At 67.7% G+C, this 23080-nt stretch carries 19 protein-coding genes and 1 pseudogene; 6 read left to right on the top strand and 14 right to left on the bottom strand.

Translation table 11 applies throughout. The features are described 5' to 3' along the window. Positions 1–9 precede the first annotated feature (9 nt). Entirely contained in the window at positions 10–2808 is a 2799-nt protein-coding gene (glnE, locus tag SRAH_RS02710; protein WP_232840969.1) for a bifunctional [glutamate--ammonia ligase]-adenylyl-L-tyrosine phosphorylase/[glutamate--ammonia-ligase] adenylyltransferase, read from the top strand. Between the two features lie 24 nt (positions 2809–2832). Here glnE and SRAH_RS02705 read toward each other — a convergent pair whose 3' ends face one another. Beyond that, positions 2833–3333 (bottom strand): GlcG/HbpS family heme-binding protein, encoded by a 501-nt coding sequence (locus tag SRAH_RS02705; protein ID WP_029461817.1) that lies wholly within the window; start codon positions 3331–3333, stop codon positions 2833–2835. A gap of 164 nt (positions 3334–3497) precedes the next feature. On the opposite strand from SRAH_RS02705, the pseudogene SRAH_RS11910 reads away from it, so the two are divergent. The 3 genes and pseudogenes from SRAH_RS11910 to SRAH_RS02695 form a co-directional block, all read left to right on the top strand. Next, positions 3498–3806: pseudogene (locus SRAH_RS11910) on the top strand (4a-hydroxytetrahydrobiopterin dehydratase); the annotation flags it as partial. A 30-nt stretch (positions 3807–3836) separates the two neighbouring features. After that, on the top strand, positions 3837–4280 hold the full coding sequence (locus SRAH_RS02700) for a MarR family transcriptional regulator (RefSeq protein WP_029461816.1): 444 nt from the start codon (positions 3837–3839) through the stop codon (positions 4278–4280). Positions 4281–4354: 74 nt separating this feature from the next. Next, positions 4355–5395: a Rieske 2Fe-2S domain-containing protein gene (locus tag SRAH_RS02695; RefSeq protein ID WP_029461815.1), complete on the top strand. Its 1041-nt coding sequence runs from the start codon at positions 4355–4357 to the stop codon at positions 5393–5395. A 17-nt stretch (positions 5396–5412) separates the two neighbouring features. Here SRAH_RS02695 and SRAH_RS02690 read toward each other — a convergent pair whose 3' ends face one another. The 7 genes from SRAH_RS02690 to SRAH_RS02660 all read right to left on the bottom strand — a co-directional run bounded on the left by SRAH_RS02690 (position 5413) and on the right by SRAH_RS02660 (position 12918). After that, a complete protein-coding gene (locus tag SRAH_RS02690; RefSeq protein ID WP_029461814.1) occupies positions 5413–6399 on the bottom strand; it encodes a Bug family tripartite tricarboxylate transporter substrate binding protein in 987 nt (328 codons plus the stop codon). 220 nt (positions 6400–6619) lie between these two features. Next, the gene (locus tag SRAH_RS02685; RefSeq protein WP_029461813.1) at positions 6620–8074 is read right to left on the bottom strand and encodes an aldehyde dehydrogenase; all 1455 of its coding nucleotides are present in this window, start codon (positions 8072–8074) and stop codon (positions 6620–6622) included. 69 nt (positions 8075–8143) lie between these two features. After that, positions 8144–8938 carry an ABC transporter ATP-binding protein gene (locus SRAH_RS02680; protein ID WP_045475927.1) on the bottom strand — a complete coding sequence of 265 codons (795 nt, stop codon included), beginning with the start codon at positions 8936–8938 and terminating at the stop codon, positions 8144–8146. Beyond that, positions 8935–9732 (bottom strand): ABC transporter ATP-binding protein, encoded by a 798-nt coding sequence (locus SRAH_RS02675; RefSeq protein WP_045475925.1) that lies wholly within the window; start codon positions 9730–9732, stop codon positions 8935–8937. The genes SRAH_RS02680 and SRAH_RS02675 overlap by 4 nt, the downstream gene beginning before the upstream one ends. After that, positions 9725–10753 (bottom strand): branched-chain amino acid ABC transporter permease, encoded by a 1029-nt coding sequence (locus tag SRAH_RS02670; protein ID WP_029461810.1) that lies wholly within the window; start codon positions 10751–10753, stop codon positions 9725–9727. Before SRAH_RS02670 ends, SRAH_RS02675 begins: the two co-directional genes overlap by 8 nt. Further along, a complete protein-coding gene (locus tag SRAH_RS02665; protein WP_029461809.1) occupies positions 10750–11640 on the bottom strand; it encodes a branched-chain amino acid ABC transporter permease in 891 nt (296 codons plus the stop codon). Before SRAH_RS02665 ends, SRAH_RS02670 begins: the two co-directional genes overlap by 4 nt. Before the next feature lie 75 nt (positions 11641–11715). Further along, a complete protein-coding gene (locus tag SRAH_RS02660) occupies positions 11716–12918 on the bottom strand; it encodes an amino acid ABC transporter substrate-binding protein (protein WP_029461808.1) in 1203 nt (400 codons plus the stop codon). A 186-nt stretch (positions 12919–13104) separates the two neighbouring features. Here SRAH_RS02660 and SRAH_RS02655 point away from each other — a divergent pair, with 186 nt between their 5' ends. Then, positions 13105–14076, top strand: coding sequence for an AraC-like ligand-binding domain-containing protein (locus SRAH_RS02655; RefSeq protein WP_029461807.1), 972 nt, complete (start codon positions 13105–13107; stop codon positions 14074–14076). Positions 14077–14095: 19 nt separating this feature from the next. On the opposite strand, the gene holA is transcribed toward SRAH_RS02655, so the two are convergent. Further along, positions 14096–15142 carry a DNA polymerase III subunit delta gene (gene holA, locus SRAH_RS02650; RefSeq protein WP_029461806.1) on the bottom strand — a complete coding sequence of 349 codons (1047 nt, stop codon included), beginning with the start codon at positions 15140–15142 and terminating at the stop codon, positions 14096–14098. Positions 15143–15220: 78 nt separating this feature from the next. Next, positions 15221–17368 (bottom strand): CHASE2 domain-containing protein, encoded by a 2148-nt coding sequence (locus tag SRAH_RS02645; RefSeq protein ID WP_045475916.1) that lies wholly within the window; start codon positions 17366–17368, stop codon positions 15221–15223. Between the two features lie 176 nt (positions 17369–17544). Between SRAH_RS02645 and SRAH_RS02640 the strand changes: the two genes are divergently transcribed. Next, a complete protein-coding gene (locus tag SRAH_RS02640) occupies positions 17545–19521 on the top strand; it encodes a TolC family outer membrane protein (RefSeq protein ID WP_052369055.1) in 1977 nt (658 codons plus the stop codon). On the opposite strand, the gene SRAH_RS02635 is transcribed toward SRAH_RS02640, so the two are convergent. The 4 genes from SRAH_RS02635 to SRAH_RS02620 form a co-directional block, all read right to left on the bottom strand. Beyond that, positions 19508–19969 carry a FecR family protein gene (locus SRAH_RS02635; RefSeq protein WP_045475914.1) on the bottom strand — a complete coding sequence of 154 codons (462 nt, stop codon included), beginning with the start codon at positions 19967–19969 and terminating at the stop codon, positions 19508–19510. The two genes, SRAH_RS02640 and SRAH_RS02635, sit on opposite strands and share 14 nt — an antisense overlap. A 73-nt stretch (positions 19970–20042) precedes the next feature. Then, positions 20043–20822 carry an MBL fold metallo-hydrolase gene (locus SRAH_RS02630; protein WP_029461802.1) on the bottom strand — a complete coding sequence of 260 codons (780 nt, stop codon included), beginning with the start codon at positions 20820–20822 and terminating at the stop codon, positions 20043–20045. Between the two features lie 8 nt (positions 20823–20830). Beyond that, positions 20831–21379 (bottom strand): LPS-assembly lipoprotein LptE, encoded by a 549-nt coding sequence (locus SRAH_RS02625; protein ID WP_149028909.1) that lies wholly within the window; start codon positions 21377–21379, stop codon positions 20831–20833. 7 nt (positions 21380–21386) lie between these two features. Next, positions 21387–23080, bottom strand: a 1694-nt coding sequence (locus tag SRAH_RS02620) for a class I tRNA ligase family protein (RefSeq protein WP_149028908.1), incomplete at its 5' end; no start/stop codon positions are given.

Here is a 23080-nt window from a genome sequence, read left to right as displayed (position 1 = left end):
CAAATTATGATGGTCAGCGCCTCTTTGGCCCCTGCCGGCCCGGATCGATTTGTATCAAAACCTCTCGAAGCGGCGGCCCATTCGCGCTTCGTGCAGCGCATCCGGCGCCGCTACGCTGCCGAATTGGCGCTGCTGCCGCCGGGCCCGCCCAGTGCCGCCACAATGCGCCAAACGCTGGCCGCGCTGCAGCAGACGGGTCTGGATGTGCCTGCGGCCCTGCGGGTGTTGCGCCACCTGGTGCTGGAGCGGCTGGCGGTGCTCGATGTCGAGCACGAGGCCCCCTTGGCGGTGGTCACCGGGGCCATGACCGACCTGGCCGAGCTGGCGCTCAACACCGCCCTGCAGCAGGCGCTGCTCGAACTCGACGAGCAGCACGGAGCGCCCACCTGCCCCGACGGCTCGGCTGCACCAGCCCCCACAGGCCCTTTGCGGCGGGCCCAGTTGTGGATCGTGGGCATGGGCAAGCTGGGGGCGCGCGAGCTCAATGTGTCGAGCGACATCGACCTCATCTACATCTACGACCAAGATGGGGAAACGCTGGGCAACGCACTGGGCCGCGGGCGCATCAGCAACCACGAGTATTTCGCCAAGGCGGTCAAGCGCATTTTTGGCCTGATCGGCGACAACACCGAGCACGGTCAGGTGTTTCGAGTCGATTTGGCGCTGCGGCCCAACGGCAATTCGGGTCCGCCTGCGCTTTCGCTCGATGCGCTGGAAGAGTATTTTTTGGTGCAGGGGCGCGAGTGGGAGCGCTTTGCTTGGCTCAAAAGCCGGGTGGTGGCGCCGCTGCAAGCCCTTGAGGCCGACACCCCGCAAGCCCTGCGCGCCTTGGTGCAGCCCTTTGTGTTTAGGCGCTACCTCGACTACAGCGTCTTTGAGGCGCTGCGCAGCCTGCACAAGCAAATTCGGGACCACGCCGCCAAACGGGCGGCCGGTCATCCGGGCCGCTTGCACGATGTCAAGCTCTCGCGCGGGGGCATCCGCGAGATCGAGTTCACGGTGCAGTTGTTGCAGGTGGTGCGGGCCGGCCAATTCCCCGAGCTGCGCACCCGCGCCACGCTGGAGGCGCTGACGCGGCTGGTGCGTGCCGGCCTGATGCCCGAGGCCAAGGCCGCCGCGTTGGGGCAGGCTTACGAGCTGCTGCGCAAGGTGGAGCACCGCATCCAGTACCTGGACGACCAGCAAACCCACCTGCTGCCCACCCGCGACGACGACTTGCACTGGATCGCCCAGACGCTGGGTTTTGCCGACACCGCCGGCTTTTTGTGTGTGCTCGACGCCCAGCGCGAGCTGGTGGCGCAAGAGTTCGACACCCTGCTCGGCGCCGGCGCGCTGCCCTGCAATGGCAAGGGCTGCAACGGCCATGCGCCGGCGAGCGCCGACGACTTGCAAACCGTGCTCGGGCAACTGCCCCCCGGGCTGGCGCTGCGGGTGGCGCAGTGGGCCGAGTCGCCGCGCGTGCAGGGCTTGCGCGAGAGCGCGCGCCAGCGCTTGCTGCGGCTGCTGCAACGCACCGGGGCGTGGCTCGAGGCCGGGCGGGTGAGCGAGAGCGCCGCGCTGCGCCTGTGCGACTGGATGGAGCCGCTGCTGCGCCGCGAGAGCTACCTAGCGCTGTTGCAAGAGCGCCCGGCGGTGCATGAGCGGCTGCTGCGCATGCTGGGGGCGGCGCAGTGGCCGGCGCGCTACCTGCTGCGCCACCCGGGCGTGATCGACGACCTGGCCGGGCAGCAGCTGTACCAAGAGCGCTTCGAGGCACCGCAGTTTGAGGCCGACCTCGAGGCGCGCCGGCAGGCGCTGGCCGCCAGCGGCGAAGACGACGAAGAAGGGCTGCTCGACCTGCTGCGCCGCGCCCACCACGCGGAGGTGTTTCGCACGCTGGCGCGCGACGTCGAAGGCGTGCTGACGGTCGAGCAGGTGGCCGACGACCTGAGCGCCTTGGCCGACGCGGTGCTGCGCGTGACCGGGCGCTGGTGCTGGCAGCGCCTGAAGCAGCGCCACCGCGAAGAGCCGCGCTGCGCCATCATTGGCTACGGCAAGCTCGGCGGCAAAGAGCTGGGCTACGGCAGCGACCTCGACATCGTGTTCGTCTACGACGACCCGGACGAGCGCGCCAGCGAGGTCTACGCCACCCTGGTGCGCAAGCTCATCAACTGGCTCACGGTCAAGACCGGCGAGGGCGATCTGTACGAGATCGACACCGCGCTGCGCCCCAACGGCAGCTCGGGCTTGCTGGTGACGAGCTTCGAGGCGTTCCAGAACTACCAGCAAAACCGCGGCAGCAACACCGCCTGGACCTGGGAGCACCAGGCCATCACGCGCGCCCGCTGCGTGCTCGGCCCGCCCGACCTGGCGCAGCGCTTCGAGGCGGTGCGCCAGGCGGTGCTGACGGCGCCGCGCGAGCACGCCGCGCTGGCGGCCGAAATCTGCGCCATGCGCGAGCGTTTGCGCCAAGCGCACCCGGTGCGCGCGGGGCTGTTTGACATCAAACACAGCCCGGGCGGCATGGTCGATGTGGAGTTCGTGGTGCAGCACCTGGTGCTGGCACACGCCGCTGCACACCCGGAACTGCGCCGCAACAGCGGCAACATCGCCTTGCTGCAGGCTGCCGAGCAAGTTGCCTTGTTGCCCGCTGGCATGGGGCAGGCGGCGGCGCGCGCTTACCGCGCCTTGCGCCAGCGCCAGCACCGGGCCCGGCTGGATGAAGCCAGCACGCAGATCGACCCGGCGCTGGTGGCCGAGCACAGCGCAGCGGTGCGCGCGCTGTGGGCGCAGGTGTTTGGCGCTTGCGGCGGGCCAGCGGCGGTCTGACCCTGGCCGAGCGGGTTTAGGGGTTCAAAACTCGATCGAGTCGGCAATCGCCGCAATGCCGGCCTTGGCGCAGGTGTCGTCGGCGTCGCCACCGGGGCCGCCCGAGACACCGATGGCGCCCATGATGCGCCCGCCGGCCTCGATCACCAGGCCGCCCCCGACGGCCATGAAGCGCGGCAGCGAGCGCAGGCCGCTCATGGGCCTGCCGGCCTGCGATTCGCGCGCCAGCTCGGTGGTGGAGTTGCGAAAGCTCACGGCCGTCCAGGCCTTGTCGGCGGCCACGCTCACGGTGTGCGGGCCGGCAAAGCGGTCGCGCAGCAGCACCTGGGTCAGGCCGGCGCGATCAACCACCGCGATGGTGGCCTGAAACCCTTGCGCGCGGCAGTGCGCCAGCGCCGCCTGCGCCGCCTTTAGGGCGGTCTCGGGCGTGAGGGACAGGGTTTGAAACGTCCCCTCTTGGGCTTGCGCGCTGCCCAAGGTGGCTGCGGCGCAGGCGGCCAGCAGCAAATGTTTGCCTGGGTGCATGGTTTTGTCTCCGATTGGGGTGGCTGAGGAGCGAGCGCCTTTGCAGTGTAGCGCAGCCAGACCCACGCCGCGAACGGGTTGTGAGTCTGCTTGCCTTTGACTACACTTGCTGCGTCACGCCTCCCCTGTGCCCCCAAGCAGTCAAACACCAGCCGACACCCACCATGCCCAAGCTCAAAGGCGCCGCCCTGCAAACCCAGCTCGAGCGGCTGCCGCACTGGCACTTCAACCCGCCGCGTCAGGCGGTGGAGCGGCGCTTCGTGTTCAAGGATTTCAATGCCGCCTTTGGCTTCATGAGCCGGGTCGCCTTGGCGGCCGAGCAGCGCAACCACCACCCCGAGTGGTCCAACGTCTACAACCGGGTCGATCTGGCCTTCACCACCCACGAGGTGGGCGGGCTGAGCCTGCGCGACATCGACTTCGCGCTCTGGGTGGACGAATTGGCCGCTGCCATCGAGGCCGAGCCGCCCGCCGCGCCCGCCCCCGCTCCAGCGCCGGGCGGGATGCCCGCTTTGTATGCCGAGCCGGGGCATTTGATCCGGCGCGCGCACCAGACCGCCGTGGCGGTTTTCTATGGGGTGCAGGGCCGGCAAGTCACGCCGGTGCAGTACGCCATCCTGCGGGCCTTGCTCGACCACCCCGGCATCGACCAAGTGACCTTGGCCGGGCTGGTCGATCTAGACACTTCTACCACCGCCGACATTGCGGTGCGACTGGAGCAAAAGGGCTGGATCGTGCGCGAGCGCTTGCCACGGCGCCAGCGCAGCCTGTGCTTGACCGAAGCCGGCCGGGGCCTGCTGCTCGCCATGCTGCAGAAGGCCCAAACCATGAGCGCTCAACTGCTGCAGCCGCTGGAGGCGGCTGAACAGGCGGAGTTGATGCGCCTGCTGCGCCAATTGCTGCGCCTGCCCGCCCAGGCGGCACCGGCGCATCGGGATAACCCCTAGCGCAAGGCCCTTGATCTGAGGCGCTGGATTCGCTACAGTGGCATTCATTCAGTATGCTGAATGAAGGAGTTTGCATGTTCCTAAAAAATACCTGGTACGTGGCCTGCAGCGCCCACGAGATCGATGGGCGCCTGCTCGGGCGCACCATCTGCAAGCAAAAAATCGTGTTCTACCGCGACGAGCACGGGCAGGTGGCGGCGCTGGAGGACTTTTGTCCGCACCGGGGCGCGCCGCTCTCATTGGGCAAGCTGTGCCAGGGCAAGCTGACGTGCGGCTACCACGGGCTGGAAATGGGCCGCGACGGCCACACGGTGGCCATGCCGGGGCAGCGCGTGCAAAAATTTCCCGCCATCCAAAGCTACCCGGTGCAAGAGCGCTACGGCTTCATCTGGGTCTGGCCCGGCCAGGCCAGCTTGGCCGACCCGGCCCAAATCCCCCACTTTGACTGGTACGACAACCCGCAGTGGGCCTACGGCGGCGGGCTCTACCACGTGCGGGCCGACTACCGCCTGATGATCGACAACCTGATGGACCTCACGCACGAGACCTACGTGCATGCGACCAGCATCGGGCAGCCGGAAATCGACGAAACCCCGTGCGAGACCACGGTCGAGGGGCAAATGGTGGTGACCAGCCGCTTCATGCAACACATCCCCGCGCCGCCGTTCTGGCGCGCCGCCTTGCGTGCCAAGGGGCTGGCCGACGAGGTGCCGGTGGACCGCTGGCAGATCTGCCGCTTCACCCCGCCCAGCCACGTGATGATCGAGGTCGGGGTGGCGCACGCCGGCCATGGCGGCTACAACGCCCCGGATGCGCACAAGGTGTACGCCGTGGTGGTGGACTTCATCACCCCCGAAACCGAGCACTCGATGTGGTACCACTGGGGCATGGCGCGCCAGTTCAACCCGCACGATGCGGCCCTGACCGAGCAGATTCGCGACGGCCAAGGCAAAATCTTCGCCGAAGACTTAGAGATGCTGGAGCGCCAGCAGCTCAACCTGAGCGCCCATCCGGCGCGCAAGCTGCTCACCCTCAACATCGACGCCGGCGGCGCGCACGCCCGCCGCCTGATCGAGCGCCTGCTGCAGGCCGAGCAGGCGCCGCCTCGCACCTGAAACGGTGCGCGGTCTCCTTAGTCTGCAGTGATGTTGCGCTCGCGCACGACGCGCCCGTAGCGCTCGCTGTCCGAGCGCGACAGCGCGAGGAACTGTGCCGGCGTCAATGGCGTCGGTTCGGCGCCGAAGCCGCGAATCGGGTCGATCACACCTTGCACCAGCAGCGCGCTGTTGATCGCGCGGTTGAGTCGTTCGACGATCGGTGCCGGCGTGCCAGGCGGAGCCCAGAAGCCATGCGAGGTGCCGACATCGAAATCGGGCAGCCCCAGTTCGCGCAAGGTCGCCACGTTGGCGAACTGCTCGACACGGCGCTGCCCGGTCACGGCCAGCATGTTCAGGCGACCGGCGCGCACATGCGGGAATGTGACGCCCGGATCGAAGGCCCAATCGATCGTACCGGCCAGCAGGGCCTGCATGACGTCGGCCGAGCCACGGTAAGGGATGTGTGTGGCCTGGGTGTTGGTCGCAGCCAGCAGCATCTCGGCGGCGATGTGGGGTGAGCTGCCGTTGCCGGGCGAGCCGAAATTGAGGCGGCCCGGGTTGGCGCGCAGGTGGCGCAAGAAACCGGCGTAGTCGTCGAAGGGCAGGCCGGCGCGGGTGACCAGGAACAGCTCGAAACGCGCCGCCGCTGCCACCGGAACCATCTCGCGCAGCGGGTCGTAGGCCAGGCGCACCAAGTGCGGGCCGATGACCATGGTGCTGCCGGCGATGAGCCCGAGCGTGTAGCCGTCGGGTGTGGAGGTGTGCAGGGCGTTCAGGCCGATCATGCCGGCGCCGCCCGAGCGGTTTTCGACGACCACGGGCTGGCCCAGCGACTGCGACATTTGTTGCCCCACCGATCGCGCCACGATGTCGGGTGTGCTGCCGGGGGCGAAGTTGACGAGCAGGCGCATTGGCCGAGTCGGAAAAGACTGCGCCCACGCGGGCAACAGCGGCGCGCTCAAGGCAAGCCCCGCGCCCAGAGCGAGCATGTGGCGGCGGGAATGGCGTATGGCTTGGTTCATGTTTGTCTCCGTGCGCCAGTCAGAGCGGGCGCGTTGTGTTGAAAAAAGGGTCGCACGTTGGAGGGTCAGCCAGCCGGGCCGGTCTTGATCTGCCTCAACTCAAGTCAATCTACCATGAAAATCGACCCAGTCCGCGCGCTTGGGCCAGCAACAAATGAAGGGTGGTCTGCAAGGCGGTCGGGTGTGGGGGTGGATGCATGGTCAACCGGGCAACGGCCGGTCAAAACGGGTAGTGGCGTGGCGTGGTTTGCAGCGTGATCCAGCGCAGTTCGGTGAATTCGGCCACCCCGGCCTTGCCGCCAAAGCGACCCAGCCCCGAGCCCTTGACGCCGCCAAAGGGCATTTGCGCCTCGTCGTGCACCGTGGGGCCGTTGACGTGGCAAATGCCGGAATCGATCTGGCGCGCCACGTTGAAGGCGCGCGCCAGATCGGCGCCGAAAACGGCGGCCGAGAGGCCGTACTCGTTGTCGTTGGCGCAGGCCACGGCCTGCTGCGTGTCTTTGACGCGCACGATGCACTTGACCGGGCCGAAGGTCTCTTCATGGTAGATGCGCATGGCCGGCGTCACGTGGTCGAGCAAGGTGGCCGGCATCAGGGTGCTGTCGGCCTTGCCGCCGCAGAGCAGCTTGGCCCCTTTGGCCAGGGCATCGTCGATCAACTCGTTGCAGTGGTGCACGGTGTTCATGCCGATCACCGAGCCCAGCACCACCGGATCGGGCTTGCGCGGGTCGCCCAGTGGCAGCGCCTTGGCCTTGTCGGCAAAGCGGCGCACGAACTCGTCGGCCACTTTCTGATCGACGATCACACGCTCGGTGCTCATGCAGATCTGGCCGCTGTTGGCAAAGCAGCCAAAGGCGGCGGCGTTGACGGCGTCTTCGAGGTCGGCGTCATCGAGCACGATCAACGGCGCCTTGCCGCCGAGTTCGAGCACCACCGGCTTGAGGTGGCGCGCGCAGGTGACGGCGATGATCTTGCCAACCCGGGTGCTGCCGGTGAAGTTGACGCGCCGCACCGCCGGGTGCGCGATCATGGCATCGACCACCTCGGCGGCATCGGCCGGGGCGTTGGTGAGGTAGTTGACGACGCCGGGCGCAAAGCCCGCTTCCTGGAAGGCTTCCACGATCAGGGCGTGGGTGCGCGGGCAGTTTTCGCTGCCTTTGAACACCACCGTGTTGCCGCACGCCAGCGGGGTGGCGATGGCGCGCACGCCCAGAATGACGGGCGCATTCCACGGCGCAATGCCCAGCACCACCCCGGCCGGCTGGCGCATGCCCATGGCCAAGCTGCCGGGTACGTCGGACGGGATCACCTCGCCAGCCACTTGGGTGGTGAGCGCAGCGGCTTCGCGGATCATGCCGGCGGCCAGCATCACGTTGAAGCCCCCCCAAGGGCCGGTGGCGCCGGTTTCGGCGGCCATGGCCTCGATGAAGGCCGGGGTTTTGGCTTGCAGGGCGTCGGCGGCCTTGAGCAGCAGGGCGCGGCGTGCGTTGGGCCCGACCTGGCTCCAGCTCTTGAAGGCTTCGGCGGCGGCTTCCACGGCCAGCACCGCGTCGGCCGGCGAGGCCGCCGGGGCCCGTGTCGCCACGGTGCCGTCGAGCGGGTTGCGGCGCTCGAAGGTGGCGCCGCGCTCGGCGCTCACTTTGAGGCCGTTGATCAGCATGGACAAATCAGACATTTTGGGCTCCAGAAAAAACAGCGATAAAAAATGACGGTGGGGGGGCGGATCGGGTGCGGGCTGTGGCGCCTACGCAGCGGCCTTGGTGGCTGCGGCCGCCCGAGGGGTGGCGGGGGCTGCGGCGGCACCGAGGTAGGCCTCACGGATCACGCTTGAGCGCGCCAGCAGTTTGGCCGCTCCGCTGGCGACCAAGGTGCCGCGCTCCATCACATAGCCGCGGTCGGCCACCGCCAGCGCCTTTTTCACGTTTTGCTCCACCATCAGCACGGTGGTGCCGTTGTCGGCGATGCGGCGTGCGATGTGCAGCAATTCATCGACCATGCGCGGTGCCAGCCCGAGCGAGGGTTCATCGAGCATCAACAGCCGGGGCGCACTCATCATGGCGCGCGCCACCGCCACCATCTGCTGCTCGCCACCGCTCATGGTGCCGGCCAGTTGGCTGGCGCGTTCCTTGAGCTTGGGGAAGTCGATGAAGGCCTGCTCCAGGCGCTGGGCGCGCAGGCCCTTGGGCACCAGCCAGCCGCCGAGCTCCAGGTTTTCGCGCACCGTCAACTGGGGGAACAACTGGCGGCCTTCGGGCACCAGCACGACCCCGGAGCGAACGATCTCGTGTGTTTTGCTGGGCAGCTCGGCATCATCGAGCCAGACGTGGCCGCTGCGCCCGATCAGGCCGTTGAGGGCCTTGAGCAGGGTCGATTTGCCCGCACCGTTGGGGCCCAGGATCACGGTCAGGCCGGGCAGCACCTCAAACGAGAGGTTGCGCAGCACCAGAAAATTGCCATAGCCGGCGCCCAAATCCTCGACCCACAGGCGGGCGGCGTCTTGCTCGCCCAAGTTGAAGGGGGTGTTGCGGTACCACATCATGTGGCGTTCTCCATCTCGTCGCCTAGGTAGGCCTCGATCACGTCTGGGTTGCGCACCACCTCGGCCGGGGTGGCGTCGGCAATCTTGCGCCCTTGGTGCAGCACGATCACGCGCTCGACGTGGCGCAGCAGCGTGGTGACGGCGTGTTCGATCCAGATCACGCTCAAATCGAGTTCGTCGCGGATGCGCCGGATCAGTTGCGCCATGTTTTCGAGTTCGGACTCGGTCAGGCCGGCGGCCACTTCATCGAGCAGCAGCAGCCGTGGCCGCGTCGCCAGCGCCATGCCGATTTCGAGCAGGCGCTGCTGCGAGGGCGTGATGGCTGCGGCCGGGAGCTCGCTCAGGTGCAGCAGACCGATCAGCTCCAGAATGCTCTCGGGCGTGCGCAAGGCCCATGGCACGCGCGCCTCGGGGCCCCAAAAAACCCATTTTCTGGGCCGGCGACCGGCAAACTTGAGGCCAAACTCGACGTTGTCGCGCACCGACATTTCAGAGAACACGCGCGGCGTCTGAAAGGTGCGGGCAATGCCGTGCGCGGCAAAGCGGTGTGGGTTTTGGCCGATCAAGTTGTGTCCATCGGCCAACAGTTGGCCACTGGTGGGGCGCAGCACGCCCGAGATGGCGTTGAAAAAGGTGGTTTTGCCGGCCCCGTTGGGGCCGATGATGCCCACCAGTTCGCCGGCGCGAAACACCGCATCGACCCCGTCGACGGCGGTCAGGCCGCCAAAGCGCACCGTGACTTCACGCGCCTCCAGCAGGGGCGGTAGGTGGTTTTGAGGGTGCAGCTCAGACATGGCGGCGCTCCCGGGCGCGCTGGCGTGCCCGCGCCTCGTCGCGCGCCTGCTGGCCGCTCCATCGGTAGCGGCGCTCGCGCCAGCCGGCCTGTAGGGCGCACCAGGCGTCGCGCAGCATGAACCAGCGCACCGAGGCCAGCCCGCCGGGCAGGTAGAGCACGAACAGGATCAGCAACAGGCCGAGCGACATCATGTACAGCTCGGGCACCTGCAGCCGCAGCGTTTCCGCCAGGATGCTAAAGAGGATCGCGGCCAGCAGCGGCCCCCAGAGCGTCATGGCGCCGCCTATGAGCGCGATCAGCACGGTCTGAAAACCAATGAAGGGGTTGAACACGGTGCTCGGGTCGATGTAGGTCCAGCGCACCGCCATCGCCGCCCCAACGGCCCCGGCAAAGGCGGCGGTGATGGCAAAGCCGCCGATCTTGACGAGACGGGTGTTCACCCCCAAGGTCTGGGCGCGTTGCTCATCAGAGCCGATGCCCATCATGGCCAGCCCAAAGCGGGTGCGCCGCACCGCGATCGAGGTTGCCATCGCCGTCACGGCCAGCAGCAGCACGGTGTAATAGACCGTGCTGCTGTCGGGCACCGTCAGCATCATGCGCCCCACGGTGCCGGTGACCGTGCTCTCGTAGAAGGTGATGGAGTGGCGGATCAGCTCGGTCATGCCAAAGGTCAGGATGGCAAAGTAGGTGCCACGCAAATGCAGCACCAGGGCGCCCATGAGCACCGCCAGCAGCGCCGCCACCAAGGCCCCCAGCGCCACCACTTGCCACCAGGGGAAGGTCTCGACCAGCAGCGCACTGGTGTAGGCGCCGACGCCGAAGAAGGCCGCCGTGGCCAGCGAGAGGTAGCGCGTGGTGCCGCAAAACAGCGCCCAACTGGTTGACAGCGCCACGTACATCAGGCAGGTCAGGGCCATCGACAGCACGAATTCGCTGGCAAAGCCGGGCAAGGCCACGGCCCAGCCGGCCAGCCCAAATAGGATCAGCACATCACGCAGCAGCGTTTGTCTAGAGTTCATGCCTTGCGCCCCTTGCGTGTAAACAAACCTTCAGGGCGCAACACCAATACGCCGATGAAAACCAGATAAGACAGCAGCGCCTTGAGCGAGGGGCTGGTGTAATGCATGGCGATGGCTTCGATCACCCCCAGCAGCAGGCCGCCCACCAGCGCCCCGCCCATGCTGCCAAAACCGCCCAAGGCAATGACGATCAGGGCCGTGATGGTGAAGGCTTGGCCCATGTCGGGGCTGATGGTGTAGGCCATCGAGAGCAGCACGCCGGCCACACCCGAGAGCGCCAGGCCGATGCCGAACATCAGCGGATGCAGCCGCTTGGTGTCGATGCCCACCAGTTGCGCCCCCACGGGCGATTGCATCAGCGCACGCACGCCCTTGCCCAGCAGGGTCAGGCGCAGCAGCACGATCAGGGCAGCGCAAAACAGCAGCGCCAGCACGAAGATCAGCAGCTTGTTGAGCGCAAACTGGCCAAAACCCAAGTGCACCGGCTGCGACAGGTAGTCGTAGCCGCGGATGTCGCCACCCCAAACAAAGGTGACGAAACTCTTGACCAAAAACATCATCCCGAAAGCCACCATCAGGCCGCGCGCCTCGAACACGTCCAGGTTGGGCGAGGTCTGCGTCAGGGGCCGGAAGCACAGCCAGTGCACCCCCCAGCCCAGCAACAGCATCAAGCCAAAGGTCAGGGGCAGCATCAGCAGCGGCGAGATACCAAAATTGGTGTGCACCATCCAGGTCAGGAAGGCGCCCACCAATAAAAACTCGCCGTGGGCGATGTTGAGGATGCGCATCAGCCCGTACTGGAGGTTGAGCCCCAGGGCAATGAGCGCATAGATGCCGCCGGTGATGAGGCCGGAGGCGATCAGCTCGATCCAGGCAGAAATGGACATGGGTGTGGGCGTGTGCGGGCCAAGGCGCGGCGCGGCCCGTGGCAGGGCCGCCGCGCCAGGCGGGTGCCGGCGAAATTACCAGGCGGGTTTGTTCGGGTTGAGCGCCGCCGTGGCCACGGCGCGCGGCCAGACCACCTCGAACTCGCCGCGCTGCCATTGGCCCACCGTGCCCGGTGTGCCCACGTTTTCGCTGCCGCTGAAGCGGATGTTGCCCACGATGGTGCGGTGCGTGTTGCCGGCCACGAAATCGCGGATCGCGCGCCGGTCCAGCCCGACCCGGGCCACGGCCGCGCTCAGGATTTCCAGCGACGCCCAGGTGTGGCCGCTGGCCCAGCGGTCGGGCTCGCGGTTGTGGCGCGCCACGTGGGCGTCAAAGTAGGCCTGGGCCCCGGGGCTGGTGCGGCGGTTCCACGAACCCATGCCCATCACGCCTTCGGCGCCGGTGGGGGTCATGACTTCGCGGAACATCGGGAAGGCGGTGCCGACCGAGGCGTAGAAGAAACGCGGGTTGAAGGCAATCTCGCGCGACTGGCGGCTGGCCAGCACGGTGTCGGGCGGGTAGGTGAAGCCGACAAAGGCATCGGGGTTGCGCGCCTTCATGGAGCGCAGCACCGGGGCCAGATCGCGCACGCCCAGCGGGTAGCTGCGGTGTTCCACCATTTCGATGCCGCTGCCCTGCAAGGCCACGCGCAAGGCGGCAAAGTTCTCCAGCCCAAACAAGTCATCGACATAAATGCAGGTCAGGCTGCGCACCCCGTTGGCGCGCAACATGTCCACCAGCGCGCCGACCATGGGGGCGGGTTGTTGCAGCATCAGAAAGAAAAAGGGCAGGCGCAATTCAACCAAGCGCCGGGAGAGTGCGGTCGGGGCCAAGAAGGGGTAGCCGTGGCGGTTGGCCAGCGGTGCAACAGCAAAGTTGGCGCTGCTGCCCCAGGGCGGCAACACCAGATCGACGCGTTCGCTGCCCATCAGGCGCTCGTAGGTGCGGATCACGGTTTCCATGTCGCTGCGGTCATCGACGCCGATCAGTTCGATCGGGCGCCGCACACCCTGCACGTTGAGGCCGCCGGCGGCATTTTGCTGCTCGGCCCACAGGATGTAGTTGGGCTCTTGGCTGGTCTGGGCACCCACCGTCCAGGGGCCGGTGCGCGACATGGAGTAGCCGATGCGCACCGGGGCCGCTTGGGCCGCTTGGGCGAGCAGAGGGGGCGCGACGGCCAAGGTGCCGAGGGCGGCGGCACTGCCCTGAATGACGGTGCGGCGCGTGGGGTGGCTCATGTTTGTCTCCTGATGGGTGTGCGGGGTGTGTGCATCGTAAAAGGTTGCTGCCGCCACCGCTTGCATCACGGTGCACGGTGTTTTGACGATGCGCGCAGCAAGACTCGGGATTACCCTAGCCCAAGAAGCCGCCCAAAACACAGGGCGCGCCCGATAATTTGCCGCACACCCAACCCGGAGCGTGTAATGACCCCGTCCCAGTCTATGAGCACCGATATGTTCCCGCCCAGGGAGCGGCCGCTGGTTTGGGCGGACTGGATTTCGGGCCATTTTGGGGGTTTGGATTCGGACCTGTACGGTGACAGCGGCTTTGACGGCCGGGTGCTGTCGAGCCGAGCCGGCGAGGTGGTGCTGACCAAGTTGGAGGCCAACCGGCACCGCGTCATGCGCAGCAGCAAGATGGCGCGCTCGGCTGAAAACAGTTATCTCAAAATTGTGGCGCCGTGGCAAGGCAGCGCCGCGGTCGAGCAGCACGGTCGCCAAGCTTGGGTGCGGCCGGGTGGCTGGGCCATTTATGACACCACGGGCAGCTACGAGGTGGCCAACCCGGAGCAGGTCGAGCACCTGATCGTCATGTTACCCAAGGCGCACTTGCTGGAGCGCGGCCTCAGGCTGGAGCCGCTGATGGCGCGCCACGTCGGCGGATCGAAGGGCATTTCGCGGCTGGCCCTAGATGCCATGCGCAGCACGTGGCAGGAGCTGCCGGCCATGAGCGAGCAGGCTGCGCGCGGGGCCGGGGAGGCGATTGTCGATCTGGTGCGCCTCTCTTTGCTGGAGCTGGCGGGACGCTCCACGGGTGCCACGCAGATGGAGGCCTTTCGGGACCGCATTCGGGGTTACATCGGCCACCATCTGCGTGACCCGGCGCTTAGCATCGAGCGCATCGCGGTGGCGCTCAACTGCAGCAAGCGCCACTTGCACAATGCCTTCACCGAGGAAGAGGGGACCTTGGCCCTGTACATCCTGCGGCGGCGACTGCAGGCGTGCATGCGCGATTTGAGCAACCCGGAATTGACCGCCCGCACCATCACAGAAATTGCCTTGTCGTGGGGCTTCAACCAGAGCGCGCATTTCAGCCGGGTGTTTCGCGAACACACCGGTTTGTCGCCCAGCGATTACCGCCGGCTTCAGCGCCGCAACGCTGCGCAGGCACACTGAAGCGCGGCGTGCTTGGCAGCTAACGCGCGGCCGCGCAACCCTGCGCCACCTGCTGCGCCAGCCGCCCCAACGCCTGCCACGGGTCGGCGGGCCAGTCGGGGTGGCGCAGCCCCTTGACGATGCCATCGACGGTGTGGGCGGCCAGCAGCCAGCGCTCGATCTGCGCCAGCGCCAGCCGGGGCAGCACGCGCTCGAAGCGCTTTTCGCGTGCGCCCCAGACGCGCTGCTCGCGCAGCGCCAGCGGCAGCGGTTTGCCTAGTGCGAGTTCGTTTTTCACGCGCCACAGGGCGCGAATGTCTTCGGCCAGCGCCCAGTGCACCAGCACGGCGGCGCTGCCATCGGCTTGCAGGCCGTCGAGCATGCGCTGCACGCGCAGCGGCTGCGCATCGAGCACCGCTTCGGCGAGCTTGAAGGGGTCGTGGCGCGCCACGTCGAGCACGGCGCGCTCGATCTGCTCGAAGCTCAGCTCGCCGGCCGGGTAGAGCAGCGCCAGCTTTTGGATTTCTTGGTGCGCCGCCAGCAGGTTGCCCTCGACCCGATCGGCCAGAAAATCCAGGCTGCGCTGGCCCTCGGCGCCGCTGGGCACGCGCTGGCCTTGCAGTTGCAGCCGCTGCGCGATCCAGCCCGGCAGTTGGGCGCGCTCGACCGCCTCGATGCGCAGCGCCGGGCCGTGCTGCGCCAAGGCCGCGAACCAAGGGCTTTTGAGGGTGGCCGCGTCCAGCCGCGGCAGCAACACCAAGGTGAGCAGGTCGGGGTTTTGGGCGGCAGAGTCAGCCAGTTGCTGCAGCGCCGCCGCGCCTTCCTTGCCCGGTTTGCCCGAAGGGATGCGCAACTCCAGCAACTGGCGCTCGGCAAACAGGCTCTGGCTGCGGCCCGCGGCCAGCACCGCGCTCCAGTCGAAGTGCGCGCCACTGACCACGAACACGCTGCGCTCCAGAAAACCCTGGGCGCGCGCGGCAGCGCGTATGGCGTCGGCCGCCTCTTGCACCAGCAGCGCTTCGTCGCCATGCACGGTGTAGAGGGGCTTGAGGCCGCGCTGCAACTGGGCGGTCAACTGGGCAGTCATGGGGTGTTGGACGGGGCGTTCAAGGGGGGTGTGGGGCTGGGCATCGCGGTTTGCAGTGTAGCGGCTCAGGGCGCAGCCTCACTTGCTCTCCAGCACCAGCCTATCGCCGCGCTCGCCTTGGCTGAGCCGCTGGTGGTGTAGCCGCACCAGCGGATCAGCAGGGTAGCGCTGGGCCAAGTCGGCAAAGCGCGCCAGCGCCTCCTCGTCGGCTTGCGCCAGCGCCTCATACGCGGCCTGGTATTCGGCCAGCGGGGCGTAGGCGCTGGGTACGTCGGCGCACAGCGGCTCGAACACCGCCAAGTCTTGGCTTTTGCCCTTGAGCTGCAGGCGCCCGATTGGCCGCGCCGGCAGGTCGGCGCAGTCGGCCCAGGTGTGGCCCGAAACGCAAATGCGGGTGCCCAGCTGCTTGTTGGCGCTCTCCAGACGCGCGGCGGTGTTGACCGGGTCGCCCAAGGCGCGGTAATCAAAAATGACTTTGCCGCCAAAGTTGCCCACGATCACCTCGCCCGAGTGCACCCCGAGCCGGGTGTGGCCAAAGGGGATGCCACGCGCCTGCAGCTCGCTGGCGTAGCGGCTGGCAAAAACGTGCATTTCGAGCGCGCATTGCAGCGCGCGGCGCGGGTGATCGGGTTGCGGCACCGGGGCCGAGAACATGATGGCCACCGCATCGCCCACGATCCGGTCCAGCGTGCCCTGGTGCTTGAAGGCGATCGCGATCATCTGCTCCAGATAGCTATTGAGCAGCTCGACCGCCTCGCCGGGGTCGATTTTTTCCATCAGGGTGGTGAAGCCAGCCAGATCGGTGAATATAAAGCTGCAAGTCTGGCGCTGCCCGCCCAGGTTCAGGTCTTGCGGGTGCTCAACCAGGTATTCGACCCGGTTCGGCGAGACGTAGCGCGCAAAAGCCTGCTTGATGAAGCGCTGCTGCTGCTCGCTGCGAAAGTGGTGCGCCAGGCTGGCGACCACGAAGGCGGCGCTCCAAACCAGCACCGGTATCACGCTATTGAGCAGCAGGCCGTGGCTGCTAAAGGCCCACCAACTGCCCCATAGGGCGGCGCCAACCAGCACAGCGCCGGCAGCAGCCGCCCAGAGCGCGCGGGCATAAATGGCCAGCACCACCAGCAGCACCGTGCCGATGGCCTGCAGCAGCGCCTCCAGCCCCAGCGCCCAGGTCGGGCGCGTGAGGAAATGTCCGCCCAAGGCTTGCTCTAACGCCTGCGCGTGCGCTTCGACGCCGGGCATGATGCGGCCCAGCGAGTTGAAGCGCAAGTCCATAAGGCCCTGCGCCGAACTGCCCACCAGCACCAGGTGGCCTTGCAGCAGCGCCGGATCGACCTGGCCTTCGAGCAGCTTCCAGGCCGGGATGTAGCGCTCGGGCACCGGTTCGGTGTAGTGCAGCCAAAGCTCGCCCGTGGCCGTGGTGGGCAGGGTGAGGTCGCCGATGCGCACCTCTTCCACGGCTGCACGGCCCTGCTCGGCGCTGCGCAGCAGCACGTTGCGCGCATCCAGCCCCACGCGCAGCGTTTCGGTGACCAGCGAGGGCACGAGCTGATCGCCCACACGCAACACCAGCGGCACCCGGCGCACCACGCCGTCGGCGTCGGGGACGAAGGTCAGGGCGCCGTTGCCAGCCGCCTGGCGCTCCAGCACCTCCAGCGCCGCCACGGCCGACTCGAAGCCGTGCAGGGCTTGGGGCTGCGCGCCGCCCCCGACCCAGACAAAGCGCGCCGTCAGCGCAGGCTTGCGCTCATCCGGGCGCGCGGGGCGCTCGCGCTGCAGCGAAAATCCCAGCACCACAAACCGATCAGCCAGCGCTTGGCCCAGCAGCGCGTCGTGGTCGGGCAGTTGCAGCAGGGTTTGGCGGGTCTGCGGGTCCAGCGGCCAGCGTTGCGCCACCGCCTGCGGCGAGGTGCGGTCGGGTTCGACGAACAAGATATCCAGGCCGATTGCGGCCGCCCCGGCCTCGTTGAGGCGCTGCACCATGTCGGCCACTTGGGTGCGCGGCCACGGCCACTGCCCAATGCGCTGCAAGCTGGCCTCGTCGATGTCGATGATGCGCACCGGCTGCGCCTGATAGACCCGCGGCGACCAGCGCTGGTACTGGTCAAAAACTTGGTAGCGCAGGGCTTGCAGCAGCAGCGGATCGCTCACCAGCAGCAACAGGCCCAAGGTCAATCCCAACAGCGACAACCAAAAAGCCATGGCGCGCTGGTAGAGGTGTTTCATGGCGGAGCAGTCGTTGGTTGAAGGGTTGCCAGCGCAAGCGCGGGCGTTCATGTATCATTATGAGCACAGTATTGGGCTCGCGTGCGAATGTTGCTTGGAGTGGTGTTTTGCGCGTGGGTGCTGACGCTGCGGCTGCGCTTCGCTTGGGCGCACATTTCTCTACCTAGGAGCTTAGCGTGAAGCCACCCTTTCAACCCATTTGGTTTGTCCTGTGCCTGGCGGCCGCGTCGGCCCACGCCCAATCCCAACCGCAGCCGCAGCCCTTGCCCGCGCCGCTGGTGCAGGCTGCACAGGCGGCGGTGCTGCAAAGCCCGGAGGTGCTGGAGCGTTGGCGGGCTTTGCAGGCCACGCGCCAACAGGCCCCACTGGCGGCGGCGGGTTGGCGACCCCAAGTCGATCTGCAGGCCAACTTGGGCCGCCAAGAGCGGCGCACGCCCACCCAGAGCGCAGCCTGGATGGGGACGAGCGGGGTGCAGGTCAATCTGAGCCAGTTGTTGTTCGACGGCGGGCAGGTCTCGGCCGCGATGCGCCAAGCCAGCCAGGCCGAGCTGGCGGCTTATTTTGATTTGCGCAACAGCAGCGAGGCGGTGGCGCTGCAGGTGGTGCTGGCTTACCTGGAGCTGCTGCGCCTGCAGCAGCGGGTGGCGCTGGCGACCGAGAACTACGTCGAGCACCGCAAGGTGTTCGATGCCATTGGCGAGCGCACCCGCGCCGGGGTCGGGCGGCGGGTGGACGCCGAGCAGGCGCAGGCGCGCCTAGCGGTGGCCGAATCGACGCTGGTGGGCGAGACCCGGGCCTTTAACGAGGCGGGGTTGAACTACCAGCGCTTCGTGGGCCAACTGCCGCCGGCGCAGCTTCCGGCCTGGCCAGACGGGCGCAGCGTGGCGCCGCTGCCGGACTCGGCCTCGGCGGCGTTGCGCCAGGGGCTGGAGGCCAATCCGCAGTTGCGCGCCGCCTACCACCGCTGGCTGCAGGCGCAGCAGGCGGTCGAGGGCCGGCAGGCGGCCTTTATGCCGCGCGTCGAGGCGCGCTTGTCGGCCAGCGAGAGCCGCAACCGCGACGGGGTGCGCGGCGAGTTCCGCGATCAGGTGGCCGAGCTGGTGCTAACGCACAACCTGTACCGCGGCGGCGCCGATTCGGCCGCCTTGCAGCGCGCCACCGAGTTGCAGTCGCGCTCACGCGCCGAAATGGACGTGGTCTGCCGCCAGGTGCAGCAAAACCTCTCGATTGCTTTTAACGAGACGCAGACCTTGCGCATCCGCCAGCGTCTGGCCGACGCGCAGCGGCTGGCGGTGGAAAAATCCGCCACCGCCTTGCGCCAGCAGTTCGACATTGGGCAGCGCAGCCTGCTCGATGTGCTCGATACCCAGGCCGAGTTTTTTGATGCGGCGCGCACCTACGTCGATGCGCAGCACGAGCAACTGCGCGCCGAGGCGCGCACGCTGGCCTCGATGGGTCAGTTGGTGGCCCAGTTTGGTGCCGCGCCGGCTGGGCAGGCCGAGCTCGACGCGCTGGGGGCGCAGCCCAGCGGCTTCGATGCCGCGGCGCTGTGTCCGGCGCAGGTCACGCACATGGAATCGCTGGAGCGCATCAAAGCGGGCTTGGTGCTGCCCGCGCCCGCAGCGCGCGCCGACCGCGTGGTCTTGTTGCCCAACCCCGATGGCAGCGTGGGCCAGGTGGTGGTGACGGGCCGCGCCGGGCAGCAGGTGCTGGGTGCGGCCTTTGCCGGCACCGATCTGACCGGCGCCGCCCCGGCGGTGGCGGTGCCCGAGGAGCAGGTGCGGCGCGATTTTGGCGACGCGCTTGCTGCCCAGCCGCAACGGCCGGAGCGCTTTACCTTGTATTTCCAAGACGGCAGCGTCAACCTGACCCAAGCCAGCGCCGCCGAATGGCCGCAGGTGCTGCAGCGGCTGCGCGCGCGCACGGCGCTGGACCTGACGGTGGCGGGGCACACCGACACCATTGGATCGACGCGGTTGAACGAGGCGCTGGCGCTGCGTCGGGCACAAGCGATCGCTCAGCGCTTGCGCGCCAGCGGCCTGCAAGACGTGGTGATTGCCATCGAAGGCTTTGGTGAGCGCCTGCTAGAGGTGCCCACCCCCGACGGCGTGCGCGAAGGGCGCAACCGGCGCGTGGTGATCAGCGCGCGCTGATTTGACCGGTGACCTCATCCACTTCGACCACGAAGTGGGTGCCGCGGATGCCGATGGTGCCGGTGGGGGTGCGCACCTGCACGTTTTCGGGCTGGTGGCGCGCAATTGCGCCCGAGACGTAGTTGAGCGTGCCGCGCGCCAAGCGGGTGCTCAGTCGGCCTTCGCGCTGGGCCGGCGCATAGACAAACTCATCGACCGTGAGTTCGGTGTTGGGGCCGAAAGACATCACGGTTTCGTCGCGCAAGGTCACGCCCAAGCTGCTGCGCGCACCGGTGCGCAGCACGCTGCCCAGATGCACGGGGGTGCCGACCACCGCCGTTTGCACCTGCGGGCCGGTGATGACTTGGGCTTGGCCCGAGACGGTTTTGACGAAGCCGATGGGGGCTCCCGTGGCTTGGGCAGCCGCCACGGCCGAGAGCAGCAACAGCAATACAGCAGACTTGAGCATGGCGAGATCTCCTTGGTGGAGGTATCAGTATAAGCGTTTTTTGGCGGGTGTGCTTATCCCTGACAGGCCTATCTCAAAAATCAAAACGCTGCCCGGCTTCGAGCCAGACCAGGGGGTAGCGTTGCGCCAAGCCCAGCGCGGATACATCGGCCTCGATCTGGGGCCGCTCGGCCGGCTTGGTGTGGGTGATGCCGATGCGCAGCCCGGGGTGGCGGCGCATATCGAGTTGGGCCAGCTCCTGCGCCAGCAGGCTGGGGCACAGGTGCTGGCTGCGCAGCGCCAACCGGTGTTCGCGCTCGCTGAAGGCGGTTTCGATCACCAGCATGGCCAAGGGCAGCTCGTTGATGCAGCGCCAGAAGGCCGGGTTGGAACAGGTGTCGCCGGTAAAGGCCCAGTGCCCGCTGGGGGTTTCGACCGCGTAACCCACCGCAGGCACGTTGTGCTGGGCCGGCAGCACCCGCAGGCGCTGGCCACACACCTCGTGCACTTGGCCGACTTGCAGCGGCTCGAAGCGCAAGAAGGGCTTCTCGGGCGAGGGTATGACCGAAAAATCGGGCCAGATCACGTGGTTGAAAATGTGCTTGCGCAGCGCGGCGATGGTCTCGGGCAGGGCGTGCACCACCAGCGGGCGGCGCAGGCCGGCGGCCATGGAGTCGATCATCAGCGGCAGCGCTGCGATATGGTCGAGGTGCGAGTGGGTTAAAAACACGTGCTCGATGCGCAGCATTTCTTCGAGCGTGAGGTCGCCCACACCGGTGCCGGCGTCGATCAGGATGCACTCGTCGAGCAAAAACGAGGTGGTGCGGGCGTCGCGGGCAATGGCCCCGGAACAACCCAGTACGCGCACTTGCATGGTGTGGATCAGAGTGAGCGCAGCGCCGCCAGCCGCGCCATCAACTGGCGCACCAAGGCGTGCTGCATGTCTTGGAACAGCAGCGCTTCTTCGGCTTCCTTACCCAATGCTTGGGCCTCGGTGAAGCTGAGCTCGCGCTGCTGGAGCAGTTCGGTGTCGGCAATGAGCTCGCGCCCGGCCAAGGTGCGCAAGCGAAAGCGCAGGCGCTGGCGCAGTTGCAGCTCGCGCACCTGGCCGGCGGCGGTGGTGCCGGCAACGGCGCGTTCGCTTTGGTCTAGCCCGATGTCGAGCAGCACCTCGGGCGGCGCGCTGCCGGGCGGCAGCGGGTCGTCTGGCAGCAGCGTCACGCCGCTGGCCTGCAAGCTGGAACGCAGCAGGCGCGCCACCGGGCTGTGCGCGGGTGCGCTCAGGCGCAGCCGGCTAAAGGCCAAGGGGGCAGCGGCACCACGCAGCCGGAAACCGCAGGCGCTCAGCAGCAGCGGCGCGCCGGCCAGCGCCAAGCCCGCCAGCCAGCGGCGCCGAGGGATTGGGGCTGGGGCGCAAAAGGGAGTGAGCATGGCCAGATTAGAGTACCACGTTGACCAATCGCCCCGGTACCCACACCACTTTTTTGGGTGCGGCGCCTTGCGCCAATTTTTGCACCGCCTCGTGCGCCACGGCAGCGGCTTCGATGGCGGCGCGCTCGGCTTGGGCGCTCACGCGCAGCGCACCGCGCAGCTTGCCGTTGACTTGCAGCACCAGCTCGATTTCGTCTTGCTCCAGCGCCTGCGGGTCAAGCAGGGGCCAAGGGGCGTCGAGTAAAGCGCCCAAGCGACCGGCGTAGCCCAGTTGCTGCCAGAGCGCGTGCGTCAGGTGCGGGGTGGCGGGGTAGAGGCAGCGCAGCAAAATGCCCATGCCTTCGGCCAGCGCCAGCCCCAGGCTGGGGTCGGTGCCGGTCTGGCTTAGGGCGGTGCGGCGTTGCTCGGCCAAGGCGGCTTCGAGCGCGTTGCTCAACTTCATGCAGCCCGAAACCACGGTGTTGTACTGCAGGCGCTGGTAGTCGTAGTCGATCTGCTTGAGCAGGCTGTGGACTTCGCGCCGCAGCGCCTTGGCCGCCGGCCCGAAGGCGACATCCGCCAGGTGCTGCGCGCCGCTGGCTGGGCTGGCGGCGGCCCAATCGGCCCAATCCAGCTGCGCCAGCTGCTGCCCGAGCGCCCAGACGCGCTTGAGGAAGCGGTGGCTGCCTTCGACCGCGGCGTCGTTCCACTCCAGTGTGGCCTCGGGCGGGGCGGTGAACATGGTGTAGAGGCGGGCGGTGTCGGCGCCGTATTTTTCGATCAGGTCCTGCGGATCGACGCCGTTGTTTTTGGACTTGGACATTGTGCCCACGCCCTCGTAGTCGATGGCCGTGCCGGGCGGCAGGCGGCCGTCGCCGCTGTCGGCGGCATGGATCAGCCGCGCCCCGACGATTTTGCCGCTGGCGTCGAGCACGTGTTCGATGTCGTGCGGCCAAAAGTAGTCTTTGCCGCCGCGCTGGTTGCGGCGCGAGTAGATGTGGTTGAGCACCATGCCCTGGGTGAGCAGGCGCTGGAAGGGTTCATCGACCTGCACCAGCCCGAGGTCGCGCATGACCTTGGTCCAGAAGCGGGCGTAGAGCAGGTGCAAAATGGCGTGCTCCACGCCGCCGATGTACTGGTCCATCGGCATCCAGTAGCGCGTGCCCTCGCCCACCATGGCCTGGGCGTTGCCGGGGTCGCAGTAGCGCATGTAGTACCAGGACGAATCGACGAAGGTGTCCATGGTGTCGGTTTCGCGCCGCGCGGGTGCGCCGCAGACCGGGCAGGTGACGCCGGCATGAAAGCCTTCGTGGCGCAGCAGCGGGTTGCCGCTGCCGTCGGGGACGCAGTCTTCGGGCAGCACCACGGGCAGGTCGCGCTCGGGCACCGGCACCGCGCCGTGCTGGGCGCAGTGGATGATGGGGATTGGGGTGCCCCAGTAGCGCTGCCGGCTGATGCCCCAGTCGCGCAGCCGCCAGGTGGTTTTCTTTTCGCCCAAGCCCTGCGCGGCCAGCAGCTCGGCCACTTTGTTGACGGCCTCTTGGTAGCCTAGGCCGTCGAGCACGCCGGAGTGGATGCAGACCAGCCCGTGCTTGTCAGCGTACCAATCCTGCCAGCGGGTGGGGTCGAAGGTTTTGGTCTCGGAGGGGGCTGCGGCTGGGCGGGCGGGGGGCGCGCGCTCCTCAGTCACACGTTCCGATTCGTCGCACGCGCCCCCCGCCC

The organism is Serpentinimonas barnesii, from assembly GCF_000696225.1.
In the GTDB taxonomy this organism is placed as follows: domain Bacteria; phylum Pseudomonadota; class Gammaproteobacteria; order Burkholderiales; family Burkholderiaceae_C; genus Serpentinimonas; species Serpentinimonas barnesii.
Note: the sequence above shows the minus strand (reverse complement) of the source record. Positions and strands in the feature narration are given on the sequence as shown.